Origin of the sequence: Halomarina litorea (genome assembly GCF_024227715.1) — an archaeon.
In the GTDB taxonomy this organism is placed as follows: Archaea; Halobacteriota; Halobacteria; order Halobacteriales; family Haloarculaceae; genus Halomarina; species Halomarina litorea.
In genome coordinates, this window is sequence record NZ_CP100448.1 from 2,673,780 (window position 1) to 2,694,445 (window position 20,666).

At 56.1% G+C, this 20,666-nt stretch carries 14 protein-coding genes; 10 read left to right on the plus strand and 4 right to left on the minus strand.

Going from position 1 to position 20,666, the window contains the following annotated elements; all coding sequences use genetic code 11:
* Positions 1 to 82 precede the first annotated feature (82 nt).
* Positions 83 to 2,215, plus strand: a complete 2,133-nt coding sequence (locus NKG96_RS14755; RefSeq protein ID WP_254535884.1) for a DUF4129 domain-containing protein — start codon at positions 83 to 85, stop codon at positions 2,213 to 2,215.
* Positions 2,216 to 2,275: 60 nt separating this feature from the next.
* Here the strand turns inward: NKG96_RS14755 and NKG96_RS14760 are convergent, their stop codons facing one another.
* Entirely contained in the window at positions 2,276 to 3,496 is a 1,221-nt protein-coding gene (locus NKG96_RS14760; RefSeq protein ID WP_254535887.1) for an MFS transporter, read from the minus strand.
* A gap of 110 nt (positions 3,497 to 3,606) precedes the next feature.
* Between NKG96_RS14760 and NKG96_RS14765 the strand changes: the two genes are divergently transcribed.
* The 8 genes from NKG96_RS14765 (at position 3,607) to asnB (ending at position 15,661) form a co-directional block, all read left to right on the plus strand.
* Complete coding sequence (locus tag NKG96_RS14765; protein WP_254535889.1) at positions 3,607 to 4,056, plus strand: helix-turn-helix domain-containing protein; 450 nt, start codon at positions 3,607 to 3,609, stop codon at positions 4,054 to 4,056.
* Between the two features lie 71 nt (positions 4,057 to 4,127).
* Positions 4,128 to 5,210, plus strand: coding sequence for a DUF1616 domain-containing protein (locus NKG96_RS14770; RefSeq protein ID WP_254535891.1), 1,083 nt, complete (start codon positions 4,128 to 4,130; stop codon positions 5,208 to 5,210).
* Positions 5,211 to 5,444: 234 nt separating this feature from the next.
* A complete protein-coding gene (locus tag NKG96_RS14775; RefSeq protein WP_254535893.1) occupies positions 5,445 to 6,812 on the plus strand; it encodes a glycosyltransferase family 2 protein in 1,368 nt (455 codons plus the stop codon).
* 85 nt (positions 6,813 to 6,897) lie between these two features.
* Positions 6,898 to 8,196, plus strand: coding sequence for a nucleotide sugar dehydrogenase (locus tag NKG96_RS14780; protein WP_254535895.1), 1,299 nt, complete (start codon positions 6,898 to 6,900; stop codon positions 8,194 to 8,196).
* A gap of 19 nt (positions 8,197 to 8,215) precedes the next feature.
* Complete coding sequence (locus tag NKG96_RS14785; protein WP_256558092.1) at positions 8,216 to 9,466, plus strand: glycosyltransferase family 4 protein; 1,251 nt, start codon at positions 8,216 to 8,218, stop codon at positions 9,464 to 9,466.
* Positions 9,463 to 11,349, plus strand: coding sequence for an alginate lyase family protein (locus NKG96_RS14790; RefSeq protein ID WP_254535899.1), 1,887 nt, complete (start codon positions 9,463 to 9,465; stop codon positions 11,347 to 11,349). Before NKG96_RS14785 ends, NKG96_RS14790 begins: the two co-directional genes overlap by 4 nt.
* 183 nt (positions 11,350 to 11,532) lie before the next feature.
* Complete coding sequence (locus tag NKG96_RS14795) at positions 11,533 to 13,626, plus strand: bi-domain-containing oxidoreductase (RefSeq protein ID WP_254535901.1); 2,094 nt, start codon at positions 11,533 to 11,535, stop codon at positions 13,624 to 13,626.
* Positions 13,627 to 13,777: 151 nt separating this feature from the next.
* On the plus strand, positions 13,778 to 15,661 hold the full coding sequence (gene asnB / locus NKG96_RS14800; protein ID WP_254535903.1) for an asparagine synthase (glutamine-hydrolyzing): 1,884 nt from the start codon (positions 13,778 to 13,780) through the stop codon (positions 15,659 to 15,661).
* A gap of 11 nt (positions 15,662 to 15,672) precedes the next feature.
* Here asnB and NKG96_RS14805 read toward each other — a convergent pair whose 3' ends face one another.
* Complete coding sequence (locus tag NKG96_RS14805) at positions 15,673 to 16,824, minus strand: glycosyltransferase family 4 protein (RefSeq protein WP_254535905.1); 1,152 nt, start codon at positions 16,822 to 16,824, stop codon at positions 15,673 to 15,675.
* A gap of 156 nt (positions 16,825 to 16,980) precedes the next feature.
* On the opposite strand from NKG96_RS14805, the gene NKG96_RS14810 reads away from it, so the two are divergent.
* On the plus strand, positions 16,981 to 18,108 hold the full coding sequence (locus NKG96_RS14810) for a glycosyltransferase family 4 protein (protein ID WP_254535907.1): 1,128 nt from the start codon (positions 16,981 to 16,983) through the stop codon (positions 18,106 to 18,108).
* On the opposite strand, the gene NKG96_RS14815 is transcribed toward NKG96_RS14810, so the two are convergent.
* The gene (locus tag NKG96_RS14815; protein WP_254535909.1) at positions 18,087 to 19,187 is read right to left on the minus strand and encodes a glycosyltransferase family 4 protein; all 1,101 of its coding nucleotides are present in this window, start codon (positions 19,185 to 19,187) and stop codon (positions 18,087 to 18,089) included. The genes NKG96_RS14810 and NKG96_RS14815 overlap by 22 nt on opposite strands.
* Before the next feature lie 70 nt (positions 19,188 to 19,257).
* On the minus strand, positions 19,258 to 20,562 hold the full coding sequence (locus NKG96_RS14820; RefSeq protein WP_254535911.1) for a glycosyltransferase: 1,305 nt from the start codon (positions 20,560 to 20,562) through the stop codon (positions 19,258 to 19,260).
* Positions 20,563 to 20,666 lie beyond the last annotated feature (104 nt).

Consider the following 20,666-nt stretch of genomic DNA (forward strand, 5'->3'; position numbering starts at 1 on the left):
ACGCCCGCGGCGAATTGAAGGTACTGGTGTCGCCGACGCGAGCAACAACACACAAGGGTCGTCGCACCGGAGCGTCGGTATCGTGACAGCTCGGGCCCTGCTCGCGCTCCTCCTCGCGGTCGCGCTGGTCGCCCCGACGGGGATGGTGGCCGGAACGCCGAGTCCGACGAGCGCGGCCGATACGACGGGCTCGACCGACGTGACGGGCGCGGCCCCCGGTATCGCGCAGGCGACTCCCCCGGACAACGTGACGAACGGGTCGGTCCGCCACCGCGACCCCGCGGCGGTCGGGGAGGACGGGAGCGTCGAGGACCTCCGGCGGTGGCTCGTCGGGCAACTGGCCGGCCGGTTGGACGGGGGGGCCATCCAGCTGAGCGAGGGGGACTACGACGCGGCGCGTCGCCTCCTCGGAGACCAGTACAGCAAGCGCCTCGACCAGCTAGTCGACGTCGTCGGCGACACCGAGACCACGCGGACGCTCAACCGGACGCGTGAGAACCAGGAGGAGACGACCGAGGCCGTCCGCGAGTACCGCGAGACCGCCGAGGAGTACCGCGAGGCCCGCGAGAACGGGAACAACACGAGAGCGCGAGCACTGGGCCGCGAACTCGAGCTCATCAGCGAGCGCGTCACCAGGAACGCCAACGAGACGCGCGCGGGGTACGGCCGACTCGGCAACCAAACGGGCGCGGACTTCACCGAGGCCAGCGTCGCCATCGCGAACGTCTCGGCGAACGTCTCGGAGACGCAGGCGGAGATCCGCGACGAACTGTTCCGGGAGACGAACCTCACGGCGAGCGCCGACGGCGAGACGGTGTCGTTCACCGACCCGCTGGTCGTCGAAGGGGAGCTCCGGACAGAGAACGGGACAGCCATCGGTGACGAGCCCATCCGACTGCGCGTCGGCAACCGGACCTATGCGACCCAAACGGACGACGAGGGGCGGTTCACGGTGACGTATCGTCCGGTGACGCTTCCGGTCGACGCGACGAACGTCACCGTCGAGTTCCGCCCCGCCAACCGGTCTGCGTACCTGCGCTCCGCGACGACGCTTCCGGTGCGCGTCGAGCAGGTCACGCCTACCGTGTCGGTCAACCGGACGCCCTCGGCGGTGGCGTACAACGAGACGCTGACCGTCACGGGGCGAGTGAGCGCCGACGAGGTGGGCGCGCCCGCGCCGGTCGCGGTGGTCGTTGGGGACCGGCGAGTCGCACGCGGGCGAGCCGACGGGAACGGGACGTACCGGATCCGGGTCAGCCTCCCGGCGAGCGTCGACGCCGGCGAGCGGCCCGTGCGCGCCGTCGTTCCACTCGAAGGGCGCGCGCTCGCTCGCGCGGAGGCGTCGGCGACGGTGACCGTCGAGGAGACGGCCACCGCGCTGTCGCTCGACGCCCGGCAGGTCGCCGACCGGACCGTCCAGGTGAGCGGTCGATTGACGACGGCGTCCGGCGAGGCGCTGGGCGACCGGACCGTTCGCATCGAACACGACGGCTCCGAGCTGACGACGGTCCGGACGGACGCGTCGGGGCAGTTCCGGACGCGCGTCGATGTGCCCGAGGCGACCCCGGACAACGGGACGTTCGCCGTGAACGCGACGTTCGCGGGGTCCGGGACGAACCTCGACAGGGCGCAGGGAGGGGCGACCGTCGAACTGGTCGACCTGACCGATGGGGACCCCGAGAACTCCTACGGCGATGGCGTCGGCGGGCAGGTGGCCGGCCTGCTCCTGCGCAACCCCGTCGCGCTCGCGTCGCTTCTGGCCGGATTGCTCGTTCTCGCCGGGGCGGGCGCGTACGCGGTACTGACGGGGAGCGACGCGGACGACGATATCACCGATAGCGTCGACGAGGGCGTCGAAGCCGGCGGGGAGAGCGCACCCGAGCCCACGTCTGCAACATCGATGGCGGCGTTGCTCGACCGGGCACGTGGTCAGATCTCCGAGGGGTCGACGGACGCGGGGGTCGTCACGTTGTACGCGGCGACGCGCCGCCTGCTCGAGGCGGGGCTGCCCGACGAGTACGGCCGGACCCACTGGGAGTTCTACCGGAGTGCGCGCGAGCGCCTCGACGGGGGCGAGTCGGGCGTCCTCCGCGAGCTGACCGAGGCGTACGAGCGAGCGGCGTTCTCGCCGGACTCGACGCCGACCGAACGGGCACAGGCACTCATCGAGCGGGTCGGGGAGTTCCGCGACGGCGACGACCCATCGGCCGACTGATCGGCGCGGCGGCCGGCTCGACGGTCGGCGGTCCGGGGAGCCACCGGCGAGCAGCGGTCGTCAGTCGTCGGTCGCGAGTTCGGTGTGTGGACGGAAGTGCCCCGTCTGCGCGTAGAGGCCACCAAGCAGGAGTCCACCGGCGAGCAGCGGGACGACCGCACAGGCGGCGTAGACGGTCGTGAAGCCCAGCGAGTCGACGAGGGGGAGCGAGACCATCGGCCCGAGGCCGCCGCCCAGGTCGCCGAGGATGTTGTTCGTCCCCATCGCCCGACCCATGCGGTCGGTGGGCGTCAGGTCCGCGAGCAGCGCCATCAGGGGGCCGCTCGTTCCGCCCTGCCCGGCACCGATGAGGACGCACGCGGCGACCAGAAGCGGGAGGGAATCGGCGAGCGCGAGGAGAACGAACCCGAGAAACGAGACGACGAGAAAGCCGAGGAGAACGGGTGTCCGGGTGCCCTGCAGGTCGCTCGCCTTCCCGCCGGCGAGCATGAACACGGACGCCGAGACGACGGTGACGGCCATCAACAGCCCGGACATCCCCTGCGGACCGTAGCCCCAGACGCCGATAGCGTTGGCCTCGAGGAAGAGCACGAGCGTGGAAAACAGCGCCCCCAGATAGGCGAAGTAGAGTCCGAAGTTCACCAGACCCACCGTCAGCGTCGGGAGGCTCGTCTCCAGTTCCCACGGTCGAATCGCGGTTCGGCGTTCGGTGACGTGGGTCTCGGGGACCAGCAGGTAGGCGATCGCGCTCGCCAGGAAGGCGAAGGCGGCGGCGACCACGAACGCCGTCGCGATGCTGTAGACGTCGCTGACGACGCCGCCGAGGACGAGGCCCGCAGGGAAGCCGAGCGTGATACCCCCGCGGACGACGCCCATGCTCGTCCCTCTCGACCGGCCCGTCGAGACGTCCGCGGCGATTGTGTAGGCCGTGGCGAAGACCATCGCGCTGCCGACACCCCAGACGATCCGGGCGGCGAGAAACCACGCCTCGGGGAGCGACGAATCGAGGGCGACGACGTACCCCAGCGTGGCGACGCTCTCGACGAACAGCCCGACGACCAGCGGTGTCCGCGTGCCGACGCGGTCGATGAGCGACCCCGCGGGTCCGTTTGCGAGGATGCGCATAAACCGGTTGGCGCTCAGGATGAGGCCGACGAGGACCGGCGAGATGCCGAGGACGGCCCCGAGATTCGGCAGGATGGGAAAGACCACGCCACCGCCGAAGCCGACGAAGAACGTACTCGCGATGAGCGCGAGCACCACCGAGCGCGGGCGAGTCATCTGGTCGGTCGACGGCTCCGTATCGGAGGGGTGTAGTTCATCACGGGGAGCGTTCGTTCGTCGACTACTCGCTGAGGGGGATTAAGTCACCGGGGAGTGTACGGTAGGGTATGCAACCGGACGGAGCGGACACCGACGACGCTGCGTGGACGTGGCAGGTCCTCCAGCAGGTGACCGAAACGACGCGGGCGAACCTCCTCGCCGACGTCGTCGGCCACCCTGACGGCGCCCCGAGCGTCGACGAACTGGACTACATGAATCCCAGTCTCTCCGTCGACACGATCCGCCGGCATCTCGCGCTACTCAGAGAGGCGGGCGTCATCGAGGAGCTAGTCGTCCCGAACGGCGAGCGGACCCGCGGGTATCCGTACAAGTTCTACCGCGTCACGTCGGCCGCCCGTGACCTCTTCGACCGAAACGGGTTGTTCCCGCGGGACGCGTGGCGACGACAGTACCAGCGCGTCACGAAGACACCAGAGATACGAGAACTCGAGGCCATGCCACGGCCGTCTCCGAGCGAGAACTCGACCCGACCAGCGGCCTCTCCGTCCAACGACTGATCGGACCGTCGGGGAGCGCCCTCGACTGCCAGTCAACTGATTTTTACCCGGCCGCGAGATAGCTCAACCAGATGGACGCACGACTGTTGCTCCCGCGGCCGGTCCGCCGGTTGCCCGCCGATCTCGCGGCAGTCGTGCTCGCCACGCTCCTGACGAACCTGTTCGTCCTCGCCCCCCTCCTGCGCGAGACGCCCGTTCGAATCGTGTTCGGGCTCGTCTTCGTGCTGTTCGTCCCCGGCTACGCCTTCATCGCGGCGCTGTTCCCCGAGGCGGGGAGCGAGCCGGGAGCGGACGGCGACCCGGAGGCGTTCGACGAACCGCTCGAGGACGAGCGAGGCATCAGCGGCCTCGAACGGGTCGCCCTCTCGCTGGGGACGAGCATCGCCATCGTCCCGCTCATCGGGCTGGTGTTGAACTTCACCCCCTTCGGGATTCGACTGGTGCCCATCCTCGCGAGCGTGAGCCTGTTCACGCTCGGCTGCGTTGCCGTGGGCGCGCGTCGGCGCTGGCGGCTGCCCGCCGACGAACGCCTCGTCGTCCCCTACCGCGAGTGGGCGACGGGCGTGCGGACCGAGCTGTTCGAACCCGACACGCGTGGGGACGCCATCCTGAACGTCGTGATGGTCATCAGCATCCTGCTGGCCGTCTCGAGCGTCGGGTACGCCGTGATGGTCCCGAAGGAGGGCGAGTCGTTCACCGAACTCTACTTGCTCACGCAAAACGAGACGGGCGACCTCGTCGCCGACGACTACCCGACGAACTTCACGCGCGGCGAGGGGCAGTCGCTGTACGTCGGCGTCGGGAACCACGAACACGAGCGGGTCAACTACACGGTGGTGGTCGAACTCCAGCGCGTGGACGTCCAGTACTTCGAGAATGGGACCCGTGTGTCGAACGTCACCAACGCGACGAACGTGACGAACGTCTCCGTCGAAGTCCTCGAAGAGGAGGAACTCCAGCGGTTCTCGCCGACGGTGGGCGACAACGAAACCTGGCAGGAGCGTCATACCGTGACGCCGACGCTGACGGGCGATCGGTTGCGGCTGGTCTATCTGCTGTACAAGGGAGACGTGCCGGCCGAGCCGACGACTGAGAACGCCTACCGGGAGGTACATCTGTGGGTGAACGTCAGCGGCGATGAGCGTCGGGAGTGAGCGCCCGCAAGCAAGCAATCGGGGTAACTGGCCAAAACGAACACACCGCGAACAACTACTCGAACAATCGTGTTTTTACCTGTGATATCCGGGAATGCGGTAAAATCGGTCGGAGATACATTTTATTCAATCTACTCATCTTACGGTTAATACCAAGTATCCGAAACTACTATACCATCTTCGCCGTCATGTTGTTCTGAGAACATTGGCAGAAATGGGAACATGTGAGAGACTGTGGACGGATTTGACGCACGAGGGAAGGGATTAACGGTGTCACGAGGATCAAGTCAACGAGCGGGAGCGGAGTCCGAGTCACTCACAGCGAGCCAGCCGGCACTCGGTATCGTCGCGACCCGGGACAACGCCAGCGACGTGGCCGGGGCGATTCTCCGCGCCCACGACGAGGGCTACGAGGTGTTCGTCGCGACGAACGCCGTCGACGACCTCGAGGCGACCCGCTTTGCCGACCAGCTCGGCGCGACCGTCATCGAGACGAACGAGGTCGGCCGCGACCCCCTCGTCCAGTCGCTCTCGCAGGCCGCCCGCCATCACGGCCATCCGGGATTGCTCTATCACGAACACCCGAGCGAGCCCATCGACTTCGAGGCGAGCACCGACGCGATGTACGGCCAGCCGGAGTACGTCTGTGAAACGGAGGTCGCACCGACCGTTCGGTCGGAGCCGACCGTCCTCGCCGCGATTCCGGCGTACAACGAGGGTGCGGCCATCGCGGACGTGGTCCGTGGGGCGCGGGAGTACGTCGACGAGGTGCTCGTCATCGACGACGGGAGTACCGACGCGACTGTCAGTGAGGCCGTGCGGACGGGCGCGACCGTCATCGAACACGAGACGAACAAGGGATACGGCGGAGCGCTGAAGACCGCCTTCCGGGAGGCCAAGCGGAGCGGTGCCGACCATCTGGTGATTCTCGATGGGGATGGACAACACAACCCGAGCGACATTCCGGACTTGCTACGAGTGCAGCGGGAAGACGAAATCGAGGTGGTCATCGGAAGTCGGTTCGCTGGAGAGGTGGTATCGACGTTACCGCTGTACCGGCGTTTCGGCCTCGCAGTGGTGAACCTACTGACGAACCTAAGTCTCGGTGTCGTTCGGTCTGACTCCCGCGTCCGCGATACACAGAGTGGGTTCCGAGCGTACAATCGGGACGCTATCGAGTCCCTAGCCACCGACCGAACGCTCGGCGACAACATGAGTGCGAGTACGGACATCCTGTACCACGCCCACAGTCGTGATTATCGGATTCGGGAGGTCGGAACCGTAATCGATTATGAAGTCAAGAATGGGAGTACGCACAGTCCGCTTTCCCATGGCATCTCACTGGTTGGCAACATTCTCAAAACAGTAGAACGAAAGCGGCCAGTCTCAGCGCTGGGCGTCCCGGGCTTTGTCAGTTCCATCGTCGGTATTGGATTCGGTTACATGACACTCGCGAACTACATCGACTCTGGGGTATTTCCGCTAGGGCTCGCGATGGCGTCCGTGTTCTTCGTCCTCGCAGGGATTTTCTCCTGCTTCACCGCCATCATTCTCCATTCGCTGAACTCGCACTACAAGAGCCAACCGTGGTTTGATTCGTGACGAAGCCCGACAAAATCGTACAGAAAGAGCGTAGCTATGCTGAGAGCGATTGATTGAAATAACGAACATGCAACCGAGAAGATAGATGAGTTCGATTTGCGTTCATGGCCTGGGCTATATCGGCCTCCCGACCGCTGCGATGTTAGCGAACAACGGTCATTCCGTCCGGGGGTACGACATCGATGCGGCACGAGTTAAACGCCTCGAGGAAGGGGAGAGTTCGATCGACGAGCCGGGGCTGGACGACTTCGTCCAAACGGCAATCGAGTCCGGCGCGTTGACGGTTACCACAGAAATTCGCCCTGCAGAGTACCACGTCATCTGTGTTCCGACACCATTCGATGTCGAACAGAGAGAGGCCGACCTAAGTTACGTCAGGGCAGCAAGTCGGACCGTCAGATCGGAGCTTCGAGAAGGGGATACCATAATCCTGGAATCGACAGTTCCCCCGGGAACAACCGATACCGTAATCCGACCGATTGTAGAGGAGTCGGGACTCGTAGCAGGCGACGACTTCGGGCTGAGCTACTCCCCGGAAACGGTGTTACCTGGAAACATCCTAGAAGAGCTACGCGAGAACGACCGCATCGTCGGCGGTATCAGTGAGGAGTCGACCACTGCTGCTATCGACCTGTACGGATCGTTCGTCCAAGGGGACATCCACACGACAGCCGATACGACGACCGCGGAGTTTGTCAAGCTCATCCAGAACACGTTTCGGGATACGAACATCGCACTCGCGAACGAACTGGCGAAAATCGCTCGTGATCACGATATCGACGCTCGGGAGGCGATTCGTCTCGCAAACGAACACCCACGAGTCGATATCCATCATCCTGGACCGGGCGTTGGCGGTCACTGTCTCCCCATCGACCCATGGTTCCTCGGACAGAACTCGGACGAGCTCGACCTCGTTTCGACCGCCAGACAGGTTAACGATGGGATGACCGAGTACATCGTGGAATTGCTACGGAAAGAACTGGGAGCGCTTGAGGGTCAGCGAATCGCGATTCTCGGGATCGCATACAAGGGGAACGTCGACGACATCCGGAACAGTCCTGGACTGGCACTCGCCCGTTCGTTGCAGAGCGCTGGACAAATGACGGCTTCCGTGGTTGCTCCTGATGGTGGTAAGGCTGGTGCCAGCATCGATATTCGGCTCAACGATCCCCACGTCAACGACCAGACGCTGAATCTCCGTCCAATCGAGGAAGCCACCGACGCCGCCGACGCCGTCGTTATCGCTACGGACCACACCGAGTATACACAAATCGACCCCCGAGAATTACGAGAGCGAATGGACGGCGAGACCGTTCTCGATACGAAGGCACTCGTAGACCCTACTCAGTGGGAAGCGGCAGGGCTTGACGTCGTTCGTCTCTAACTCGACACCCAACGACAAAATGGATGATTCATCACCGCGCGTGCTCGTCGTAACGCAGGCGTTCCCGCCCGAAAAAGGTGGAAACGCCTCACGAATGGGGGACCTCTGCCGGCACATGGCCGACAACGTGGAGTTGACTGTCGTGGCGCCCCCAACCTGCTTTCCTCCGGGTGAGTTCGAGTGGTCATGGAAACGTGCGACCAAGAAGCGACGCGAGGGTCACGATTTGATTCGGCTGTGGTCGTGGCAGCCACGAACCGTCGATCCATCGTTCGTCGAGCGCATGTTGTACTACATCATCTTCGCGTTCCACGCGCTCGTCTGGGCGTTTCTGCGACGGGACGAGTTCGACGTCGTTCTTACGTCCTCGCCGCCGATTTTCACTGGCTTGGTCGCGTTTCCGCTTTCTATTACAGGGTCCGCTAAGTGGGTACTCGATATCCGTGACCTCTGGATAGACGTCTCGAGTGATCTCGGATTCATCTCCGGGGATGGGATTGCGACGCGCCTGAGCCGCAGGTATCAGGAACAAGCACTCAAACGAGCCGATCTGGTTACAATTACTACTCCGGGGACGGAGGCGAGAATGCGGGAACACTACTCGTTCGAGACGGCAGTTCAAGTGATTCCCAACGGTGTCGACACGCAGTACTTCGAACCTCAAGATGAGCCCCAGACTGCCGACCTGATTTACACGGGAAACATCGGATACGGTCAGGATTTAGAGACGTGTATTCGAGCACTCCCGTTACTCGAGAATAGCGATGTGACGTTCACACTCGTCGGGGATGGCGACCTGCGACCAGAATTAACGGCGTTGGCCGAACGACTCGGAGTAACGGACCGAGTCGAGTTCACGGGACTCGTCCCACGCGACGAAATCCCCCGCCTTCTCAACGGTGCGACAATTGGTGTTGCACCACTCAAAGCTCGGGAGTCGCTGTCGTATGCCGTCCCGACCAAGGTCTACGAATACCTGGCCTGTAAGCTCCCTGTGCTCGCCCTTGGGAACGGTGAAATCGAACGGGTTGTCGAAGCCTCTGAAGGGGGAGTCATCCCGGACGGGTCACCACAATCGGTTGCTGATGCTATCGATGAACTACTCGATGACGAGCGGCGCCGACGGAGGATGGCAACGCGAGGGCGGCAGTTCGTCGTCTCCAACTACGACCGACAGGCCATCGCGGCCGAGCTCTTTGATGCGATCTCGAAGCTCGTCGAGCCTGCGAACTGGCCGGTCTCGGAACGGCGGGCACGGAGTCGCTCATGAAGCGTCTCGACGAAGACGTTACACAGCCAGGTGTACTCGACCGCTGGCGCATCGCAGCGATCACCGTGTCGAATATGCAACGCGAGCAGTTGCTCGGCATGCTCGAGCGAAACGCTCGGCAGGCGATCCTTCCGAGACTGCCGATCGATTTCGACGCTCGCTACGAGGCTCGTATTCCTGATGAGCTATCCATCGATAGCTCGGCACTCGACCAAAACACCGGTAATCTTCGCAGTTCGCTGAGTCGTGCGACTCGAACGGACTTCCGGGAACGTCTACAGGCGTTTGAGAACCGGAAGCTGGAATTCCTCAACCACGAGGTCGCACTCGACTCTAATCGAGCTATCGAGTTCGATGACGACCAACTGGCTGACGTCCCACTACTCTGGTGGCTCAAATACCAGTCGCTCGAGCCAGTCAAGTGGCTCGTTCTTGGCCTCGAGGATCCGGAATCACGCCCTGACCTCGTAAACACAGTGGATGAGTGGGTGAAATCTCTTCTCGACACCACAACCATTGGATCGAAGGGGTATCTTCGTCGGGACTGGATTCCCCATGCGGTCTCACTGCGCGTGATACATCTCGCCCGGTACTGTGCGTGGCTGCGTGAGCACGATGTGACTGTTGACCGGTCGATTCTCCGGTATCTCTACAAGAACGCGCTGTTCCTCGAGAACCACGTCGAATACGACGTAGGTGGGAATCATCTCATCGAAAACGCGACGGCGCTCTTCGTGGCAGGAACACTGTTCAAAGAATCACCTAGGTGGAGAACCGAAGGGAAGCAGCTGCTGGAAGAACTGGCCTCCGACCAGTTCCTCAGCGATGGCGGTCACTTCGAACGGAGTCCGATGTATCATGTAATGGTTCTCACGCGGTACCTGACGGCGGCTAATCTTCTCCAACTGGATGGCAACTCAGCGTGGAGTCCTATACTCAGTATTGCGAGAGACGCCACACAGTTCGCTCGTTCGCTCACGCCTCCTGACGAGGCGATACCGTTACTGAACGATTCGGTATTCGGTGAGGAACTCTCCCTGGCAGAAGTCTCTGATTACGCAGCGGCAGTCGGGCCCCCCGTGTCCGACCTCCAGTCTCGGCTCGACTCCTCGGGCTACTACTGGCTTGGGTCGGGAGCGAATCGGATGCTGGTCGATGCCGGTCCTGTCGGCCCTGCCCACCTCCCAGGGCATTCGCACAACGCCCTACTGAGCATTTTACTGTGGCTCGACGGAAACCGGGTGTTCACTGACACAGGGGTTAGTCAGTATAGCGGTGATTCAGGTCGCCAGTACGTCCGAAGCGTGCAGGCACACAATACGGTCCAGGTGGACGATTCGGAGCCGAATGATATCGCTGGTCAATACCTGATGGGGCGGCGGGCGAACCCGACTGTGACGTACTCCACGGACGGGACACTAGAACGGCTGGTCGGGACGTATTCGAAAGTGGGTCGAGGAGACTCCAAGTATAGACATACCCGGAACGTCTGCTCAAGTGGGGACTGGTGGCTAGTTCTCGACAGTGTCGATATGGGTGGGCGTAGGCCCGTACAAAGCCGGCTGCACGCACACCCAGACATCGAACTCGATCCGACGACAACGCCTGGAGAGTACCAGATACTAGAGTCGGAAGGATCGACGATCGGTTCCTTCTACGCGCTCAATTGTGACGCCGTTGAGCGGGCCATTAGTCCGTATTTCCCTGCGTTTGGCGTCGAGAGAGAGCGGGAAGCGCTCGAGCTGACGTATGATTCGTCACGGGCGACGTCCGGGTTCCTCGTTTCCCGCTGGCCTTACGACACGGTAGAGTACGACAGCAAGACGGATACACTGAAGATTGAAGACGAATTGTTCGCCCCGTTCGGGGATGATGAGAGATAGAGTGGATGAGCCGAAGAACCACACGCAAATTCGACACCCGTAACACTCATTCGAGCGGCGTTCGCGGGAAGAAATAGCTATCAACTGTACTCGATTGAACACATCTCTATACGAAATATGAAACAGGTAATTCAGGATTTCAAGACAGGTGACGTTCGACTCTCGGATGTCCCCCGACCGCAGGTGCTCGACGACGGCGTTCTCGTCAAGAACCACTACTCCTGTGTAAGCGCCGGCACCGAGAAGACAATGATCGAACTGGGCAAGAAGAACGTCGTCAACAAGGCGAGGGAACGGCCGGACCTCGCAAAGAAGGTCTTCGAGATGGCGCGAAATGATGGGCTCGTTTCGACGTACCAGAACGTGATGGCACGTCTCGAGGAAGCAACGCCTCTCGGGTATAGTTGCTGTGGCGAGGTCATCGAAGTCGGTGAGAACGTCACCGAGTTCTCGGAGGGCGACATGGTCGCCTGTGCTGGTGCTGGCTACGCGAACCATGCGGAAGTCGTCTCAGTCCCGCGAAACCTCTGTGCGCCCGTCCCGGACGGCGTCGAACCGTCGAATGCCGCCTTTGTCACGATTGGCGCGATTGCGATGCAGGGGATTCGACGGGCGGATCTCTCTCCCGGCGAGCGGGTGGCCGTATTGGGGCTTGGACTCGTCGGCCAGACGGTCGTTCAGATTTTGAACGCTTACGGGTTCCCAGTCCTCGCGGTGGACATCGCTCCTGGCCAAGTCGAAACGGCACTCGACCTCGGTGCTGACAAAGGTGCGGTAATCGGGGACGACGATATCGAACAAGTTGCGGAGCACTTCTCAGAGGGGAATGGTGTCGATGCGACCGTCATCGCTGCCTCCACGAAGAGCAACCAGCCAGTCGAACAGGCGGGCGAGATCACCCGCGAGCAGGGTCGGGTCTCCGTCATCGGGCAAGTCGGTATGGACGTCCCTCGCGAACTCTACTACGAGAAGGAACTCGACTTCCTGATTTCCCGCTCCTACGGCCCAGGACGGTACGACAAGCAGTACGAGGAGAAGGGCCTCGACTATCCGATTGAGCACGTCCGCTGGACAGAAAATCGGAACATGCGGGAGTGTCTTCGACTTCTCGCCACCGGCCGCCTCGACTTCGAACCGATGCAGACTCACGAGTTCGAAATCGATTCATCGACAGACGCCTACGACCTGATTCTCGAGAACCCGAACGACGAGGCGTTTACGGGTGTTCTTCTGAAGTACGCACCCGACCGTGAGCACTCGACAACGTTAGAACGCACACCGACTGCGACGCCTACGACGGGCACTCAGCAGAAATCCGCGCCGCTTGCAGTCGGCATGATCGGGGTCGGGAACTTCGCTAAGGGAACGCTCCTCCCGATCATCGAGGACATCAAGGCCCTCGACCTCCGGGCTGTCGCTTCGGCGACTGGGGTGTCGGCGTCTCAAGTCGCTGCACAGCACGATTGCTCGTACTCGACGACTGATTACCGGCAGATCGTCGAGGACAATGCTATCGATATCGTCGTCATTGCGACGCGTCACAACCTCCACGCTGAAATCGCGACTGCTGCACTCGAGCAGGGAAAAGACGTCCACGTCGAGAAGCCACTAGCGATTTCCGAAGAGGGACTCCAACAGGTCGCGACGGCGGCCCGAGATGCACCGGGTCGGTTGATGGTCGGCTTCAATCGACGATTTGCGGAGCCAACTCGGCAACTCAAAAAGTCTGTTTGCGATGGGCCAGGACCAGTAATGCTCAACTACCGGGTCAATGCTGATTCGATTCCAGAAGACCACTGGATACATGACCCCGAAATCGGTGGCGGGCGCGTCGTTGGTGAAGTATGTCACTTCGTGGATTTCGCGCGCTTTGTTGCTGACTCGCCGATCGAGCAGGTGTACGCAACCGGAATCACCAACGAAAGCAAGTCAGTCCCGCCTGAGAACGTGGACGTAACATTAGAGTTCGAAAATGGAAGTACAGCATCCGTACTCTACACGACACTTGGTGATAGTTCGCTCCCGAAAGAACACGTCGAGGCGTTCGGAAACGGCCGTGCCAGCCGAATTGACAACTTCAAGGGCGGACGAATGAGTCTTGGCCAGGACAAAGGTCACGAACGCGAGTTCAAATCCCTCGTGAAGTCGATTCTGGCTGGAGAACGATCGGCAATAGCGCTTGAGGCGGCGATCGAAGTTACTGAGTCGACCTTCGCAATCCATGAATCGCTTCGGCGCGGTGAACCGATCCCGCTTACCATCGACACGTACCTTTGAAATAATAGGTCTCGACTCAGTTGCGTCCAGTAGTAAGGCGTGATGACTACGTTGCAGGCTTGACCGTGATATATTCGTTTACTGGTTTTGTTATTTGCCCAAACACAGCTTACGAATCGTTTTTGTCAGTTGGGGGTCAGCCTATGCGTATATGTGTGGCATCTTCGGATATTTTGGTCCGGCATCACACCGGACTGGCCAGGATTCCGGCGAGCTCTCCCATCGAGGCCCGGATGCAAGCGGAGAGTTCGAGCGAACGATTGGCGATAGGACACTGTGGATAACTCACGACCGACTCAGTATTATCGACCTCTCGGATCGCGGTCGACAGCCGATGACTCTGGCTGACGACGATATCGTTCTCTCGTACAACGGGGAGATCTACAACTACGAGCAACTACGCGCTGATCTGAAAGAGACCGGGTACGAGTTCACTTCAGATACCGACACGGAAGTCATACTCAACGGATACTACGAATGGGGATTGGACACACTGCTGGAGCGCGTTCGTGGTATCTTCGCGTTCGTTATCGCTGACCACCAAACAGAGGACCTCCATGTAGTACGGGATTGCTTCGGCGTCAAGCCAGTCTATTATTTCGATGGGGAATTTTTCGCCTGTGCGTCCGAGATCAAGGCGATCCTCCAACGGACGAGTGTCGACGCAGTGCTCAATAAGTCTGTCTTAGGGGAATATTTGGCAAACCTGTGGGTACACGAACCGGATACGCTGTTCAAAGACATCTACAAGTTAGAGAGTGGCCACTACTTGACCCACGACCTCACGACAGGGGATACGGAAACGACCGAATACTGGAACATTCTCGATGCCACGCCAGACATAGCGACGACCGACTTAGATGAGCTCATCGAACAGGCCATGGAACGGAACATGGTCAGTGACGTCCCCGTCGGCGTCTACCTAAGCGGTGGCATCGATTCGTCGATTATCACGTATCATGCTGCCCAGTCCGCTGACGATTCTCTACTAGCGCTGAACCTTCGAAATGAGACGGACAAGGAGTTCGATGAGTTCGCCAATCTTCAGCGACTCGGCGACCGGCTGAATATTGATATCGAATCGTTCGACCCGACCGAGTCGATGCTCGACATCTACGAGGAGATGATCTACTATCTCGACGAGCCGATTGCCGACCCTGCGATCATCCCAGCCTATCTGCTCGCTCGAGAGGCGAACGAGCGTGGCATCAAGGTGATGCTCTCGGGAATGGGTGCCGACGAACTCTGGGCAGGATACACGCGGTACAAAATCATTCAACACCAGTCGCTTGGTCGACTCGGAGCTCCGCTGTTCAATGGGGCGTACAAAGCATGGCCGAGCCGCCAATCGGACTTCCGACAGAAGCTCCGCCGCGTCGGGACCTACCTATCGAACCCAGGGCCGAACAGCTACTTCTCGCTGATGTATTACTTCGACTCGGAGACGGTCAGTCGGCTCCTCAAGAGTGATTCATGGCGAGAAGATTATGAGGCGAAAATTGAGGCGATGCTTCCGACAGGAAGTCAGCTTGACCGAGTTCAGCAGTTCCAATACCTGGACCTCAAGGGTTTCTTAGGATCACATAATCTTATTTATGCCGATAAAGCAAGTATGGCAAACGGTGTCGAAGTTCGTGTTCCGTATCTTGACCGAGATTTAGCCGAGTTCGCGTTTCATCTGCCGACCGATGAGAAGACTCGTGATGGCCTCAAGACGCCGCTCAAAGAGCACCTGCGCTCGATACTGGACGGAGAATTCGTCAAACATGATAAGCAGGGATTTGCCTTTCCCATTGAGGATTATCTGAGTTCAAGTCGGATGCACGACCAACTTGAAACGATGGTTTTGGATGACCGAATGAGCGCGTGTTTCGATATTGATGTCATTAAGGAGCAACTTGAAGCCCACTTCGCTGGCGAAGAGAACTATTCGATGCGAATCTGGGTGTTATACACATTCTGGCTATGGTTAGAGGAATTCAATGTGAGTATCCCTTCTAAATCAGAAAGTAAGGCCATCTCTCAAACATCTTAATTCCCCATCTGCTAATTCTGCAATATATTAGATACGTTTGAATATATCTTCTCATGCTTATTCGCACATGCTTGCAACGAAAACCGGTCGGCGGCAGTTTTTCGAGCTGCTTCCCCCCTTCGCTTTCGCTCCGTTGGGTGTTCTATAGCATGTCTAATAGATTTTGACAGTTTGTCAGGGTCTTTCGGTGGGACCAGCCAACCAGACTCGCCGTCAGAAATCTGCTCAGGTACGCCACCGACATCAGAGGCTACGATTGGTCTCTTCATAGCCATAGCTTCTAATACCGATATCGGACAGGCTTCTGCAATTGACGGCAATACAAACAAATCTAATTGGGAAAGTAATTCGGGAATATCATCCCGCCTACCGAGAAATCGAATCTTACCGTCTAATCCGAGCTTAGATCGTCTTCTGAGAAGACTGTTATAGTAATCTTGCCTTCCTTCGAGGATTCCACCAGCCACAATTACTGTGAATTCGTCGTCAACTTTGTTTGCAAGCCTGTCTATAGCTTCAACAAGGTATCCATGACCTTTGATAGGGTTGACATTTCCTACGGCACCAATTATTATTGTATCGTCTTCAATGCCCAGCTCGTCATATAGATATTGGCAGTCGTATCTTTCCGGACGAAATTTCTCAATGTCTACAGGCGCATATAGCTTAGTAGGATTTATTGAAACTTTGTCAAAGTAGTGATTAGTCACTCCATCGGACGCAACAACAATTTCATCAGCTAACATCGTGGCTAAAGCGGCTGCTATTCTATTTATTGGCCACGGCATTGCTACGTCGTTAAAATGCCACACGAGGCTTGCATCAGTTTTCTGGGTAGCGAGAGCGGCTTCAAAGCTAAGGGACATACTGGCATGAACGACATCTATATCGCGCTTCTGTATTACATCTGCAATCTTCCAAATGCTTTTAGGGTACTGTCCCAGATACTGTAGATTACCTACTATGTCTCGGGGTGGTTGCACTTGTCCCAAACTCGGTCGATGTACCACAAATCCCTCCTCTAACAATTCTTCAGCAAATTCATCGCTACCGTCAGGAAGTGCAAATTCTGTTTCGAGTTCTCTTATTCGCAGTTGCTTTGCGACAGCAAAAGCTCTCGTTTGAGGGCCTCCAATTCTAGGGTCATTCAGTACATTGAGCACCTTAAATTTCCGGTTCAATTCACGAGTATCTATTCTCATCGCTTACATAGACTTACCGAAACGAGTTGGTGAGCACCAATAATATGCCATGAGATTCAACTATTAGCTGGTTGCGACAAACCATTAGGCAAATCAGCAACTAAGTGAATTCAAGATATGAATAGCATGAGAGTCCTATTTGTAACTAATGTTCCTGCGCCATACAAACGACCGAGGTTGAATCGCCTTGCTGATTTTGATGACATAAATCTACTGGTATACTACACTAATGCTAGCACGCAGAGGCATGAATACAAAGATTTGCCAGATCCCCAGTTCACATTTATACAAGGTAAGTCACAAAACTTTTCCATTGGGAAAAAAGAACTCATGGTCGGGTTAATACCTAGAAGAGTCGTTTCTAGATTCTCTCCAGACGTATTTATTGTAGGTGGATGGAACCATTTAGCCGCTTGGCAAGTACTAATAGCTAGCAAATACTATGGAAAACCAATCGGTATCATATCTGCTAATATCAACCAGGGTAAAATTTCCCGAACAATTCTCACTAATCTTCTTCCATTATTTGACAAGTATTTCTCCTTGAGCAAAAGCTCAGAAGAAAACTTTCGTTCGATGGGAGTCTCAGAATCAGATATAGTCACTCTCCCCAATGGCATCGATGTTGATGCCTTCCGCAAGTCCATATCGCAGGAGAAACAAGTTAATATAAAGGAAAGATATGGCATCAGTACTGGCCCACTAGTCACATATGTTGGCAATTTAGAACATGATAAGGGAGTACAAGATTTAATTAGTGCTGTCAGTCAGGTTGGTGAGAAGGTTCAATTATTGATTGTGGGAGATGGCCCAAAGAAACAAGATCTTGTGGAGCAGGCGAAATCTGCAAATATTCGTGCTATATTCACAGGGATTATACCAAACTCAGAGTTATCAAATTTCTATTCCGTAAGCGATTTAGTTGCACTTCCAACATACCATGATACCTGGGGACTGGTAATTAATGAAGCATTGGCATGTGGAACACCAGTAATCTCTACTACAGCCGCTGGTGCATCGGGAGAAATTCTAATCGATGGGAAAAATGGCTTTATCACAAAGCCAGGAGATATTGAAAATTTGTCAAATTGTATTCTAAAAATACTAACAAGCGATAAATTAAGAGCAGAGTTTGGAGATTATGGTCGCGAAATATCAAATAATTATACACCAGAAAAATATGCAACAGAACTCAGGAGTGAAATGTATAAGATGAGTAATCATCACTCCACAAATATATCATGAAACTCATCAGACACTGTATCTAAAGAGTACCTACGTTCAATAGTCTTTATTGCTTCTTCTGATATTCTTTTATATTCGGTGTCTTCGCTTAAAGCTCGACAAATTGCTCGGGCTGTTCCGTTCGGAACGCTAGAATCAACTATGAAGCCGTTCTCCCCATCTCGGACCAGTCCAGAGAGGTCTCCGACAGGAGTAACTACAGGAACAGTACCATGAGACATGCCTTCAAGTATTGACTTTGGCAAACCTTCAGATCGTGAAGGCAGGACTACCAACATTGAGTTTGACAATTCAGCCATAGCTTCTGAATGGGGAACCCAACCTTCAATTCTCACATTAGGATCATTTTCAAACCTGTCCGACAGCTGACTAAGCAGAGGACCGTCACCGATGATTACAAACTCATACTTGTTATAGCCAGATTTTGATAAGAATTCAACAGCATCTGCGAACCGATCTGCACCTTTTAATCTGCACACCCTACCCAAGAATACAATTTTTTCCACTTTACATTCATTTCGTTTTACTCTTTGATAATTGTATGGAAGGCTTACGATTTTATTTCTATACAGACTAAGAATGGAGTAGTCAGCCATTGACTCCGTAAACGTAAGTATATTATCTGAAACTGTGAAGGAAATGAGTTCCGTCATTAACGTAAGGTTCGAAAGCAGATACCGATCCATTTTGCTTCCCTGATTGTAGGCATTTCTAGGTTCCCCTATTACACAGATCGCTACACTTACACCGAGAATCTTTGATACCAAAATCGGCAATATTAGGGAAAATCCCCCTGCATGCCAAATAGTGTCGCTCAGATAAGATCTTCTACGGATGATGTAGTATGTAAGTTCGATTTGGAACCAGAGATTTGATAACAACCCACCAATGGTTGTATTCCAGTTCTTTTTTTCGATTGGAATTACATCCACATTGGGTCGGTGGTTAATATTCTTACTAAATACTGTTACAGGTATGCCGTTATCTAAGGCAAGATCGATTATATTCTCTATATCATCCTTAGATGGGTCTCTATCTGGATTATTCGGTGGCACCCGAATGAGGCCAATCCCACTCATTAGTTTTCCCAAGTATTACTTATAATTATCATATTACAACTATGGGTATTTATTATATCATATATTAAGTTCATGTTCTAATGGTATCATTGAATGCGGATGCGAATTCCTGACGCATGCGCTCATGAGAGTAGCGATTTACAGCAGATTCGTTGATATCATGTTTGACGTTTCCCAGCTCACGGTATTCCAAATACGATGATTTGATATACTGATATACGCTTGATTGATTTATCGCATGCTTACCGGCCCCAGTCTCAGCCAATATTCTTGAACTGACTCCTCTTGGTCCCCCGAATGAAAGGATTGGCCGTCCAACGCTGAGGTACTCAAATATCTTTCCAGGGCATACTTCCTCTTCTCGAGGGTGATCCCATTGCATTGACACTAATATTTGCGACGCTTGCTGGGCCTTTTGAACCGCTTTTCTTGAAACCACACCGTGCTGGCGGACATTTTCAGTAAGTCCATGCTGTGAAGCTATAGCTTCTAGGTTTTTCGATACCGGCCCATAGTGGTTAAATACCAAGTCATCGAGGAAATTATCGTATTCTTTGGATAAATCAGAGAATGACTGGAATAGCCAAGTTGGATCGCGCTTTTCACCATACAACGATCCAGTGTGCGTAACTGAGAATTGATTACAGTTCAAGTCGTGTTTTAAACTATCATCCAAAGAGAAGCCGTTTTTGATTGAATATGATGGGATACCATGCATTTGATGAAGTTGCTGTGCAAAGGGATCAGTTGTGGTAGTGACGGCTTCCGCATTAGCTAATGTTTCCTGCTCTAGCTGACTTTCAAAGTGTTTTCTAATAGGGTTGTGAGTGTAGTAGTGGCTTTGCGTCCATAAGTCTCTGTAGTCTGCTATCCATGGAATTGTAAACTCCTGTGCAAGCCGATCACCAACTATATGTGCAGATACAGGTGGTGAAGTACTTAAAATCAAGTCAATATCCTCTTCTTTCAGAAAGTCCGAACCCTTTTCTATACCATCTGGAATCCAGTACTTATACCCGTCCGGATATGATAGTGCCTCATACGGTAACCTAAATATCTCTTTGACATATTCCTTGACAGGATTTTTGGCACTTGTAGTTGAGTTTTCAGAACTAGTGTTGGATTGGCTAGAATCATCAGCATACATAGTAGATAAGAAGTCGGGAGCTTTCTCTTTTAACACAGTACCTACCGTCCCAACATAGTCTGATTCAACAACACGGCATTCTACATCTGGATTGATGCTCAGCTCAGGAGTTAGAATGGCTGGACGCCAACCAATCTCTTCAAGACGTCGGACTAGCCCCGCAACTCTTACAGCGCCAGATCCACCCCTAGGTGGACAATTAAACGTTATTATCAATATTCTTTTCATATTATCGACATTTGGTATTCCATGTTCTGTATTACAATTATGCAATGTTCAAAGTTATCAAGTTCCAATTGAAATGGGTCTTAGCGGACCGTTGGTGAGCAATA

Excerpts from the sequence above, each read along its gene's own strand:
- NKG96_RS14760 (WP_254535887.1), bottom strand. The coding sequence starts at position 3,496 with ATGACTCGCCCGCGCTCGGTGGTGCTCGCGCTCATCGCGAGTACGTTC.
- NKG96_RS14765 (WP_254535889.1), top strand. The coding sequence starts at position 3,607 with ATGCAACCGGACGGAGCGGACACCGACGACGCTGCGTGGACGTGGCAG.
- NKG96_RS14770 (WP_254535891.1), top strand. The coding sequence starts at position 4,128 with ATGGACGCACGACTGTTGCTCCCGCGGCCGGTCCGCCGGTTGCCCGCC.
- NKG96_RS14780 (WP_254535895.1), top strand. The coding sequence starts at position 6,898 with ATGAGTTCGATTTGCGTTCATGGCCTGGGCTATATCGGCCTCCCGACC.
- NKG96_RS14785 (WP_256558092.1), top strand. The coding sequence starts at position 8,216 with ATGGATGATTCATCACCGCGCGTGCTCGTCGTAACGCAGGCGTTCCCG.
- NKG96_RS14790 (WP_254535899.1), top strand. The coding sequence starts at position 9,463 with ATGAAGCGTCTCGACGAAGACGTTACACAGCCAGGTGTACTCGACCGC.
- asnB (WP_254535903.1), top strand. The coding sequence starts at position 13,778 with ATGTGTGGCATCTTCGGATATTTTGGTCCGGCATCACACCGGACTGGC.
- NKG96_RS14810 (WP_254535907.1), top strand. The coding sequence starts at position 16,981 with ATGAATAGCATGAGAGTCCTATTTGTAACTAATGTTCCTGCGCCATAC.
- NKG96_RS14815 (WP_254535909.1), bottom strand. The coding sequence starts at position 19,187 with ATGAGTGGGATTGGCCTCATTCGGGTGCCACCGAATAATCCAGATAGA.
- NKG96_RS14820 (WP_254535911.1), bottom strand. The coding sequence starts at position 20,562 with ATGAAAAGAATATTGATAATAACGTTTAATTGTCCACCTAGGGGTGGA.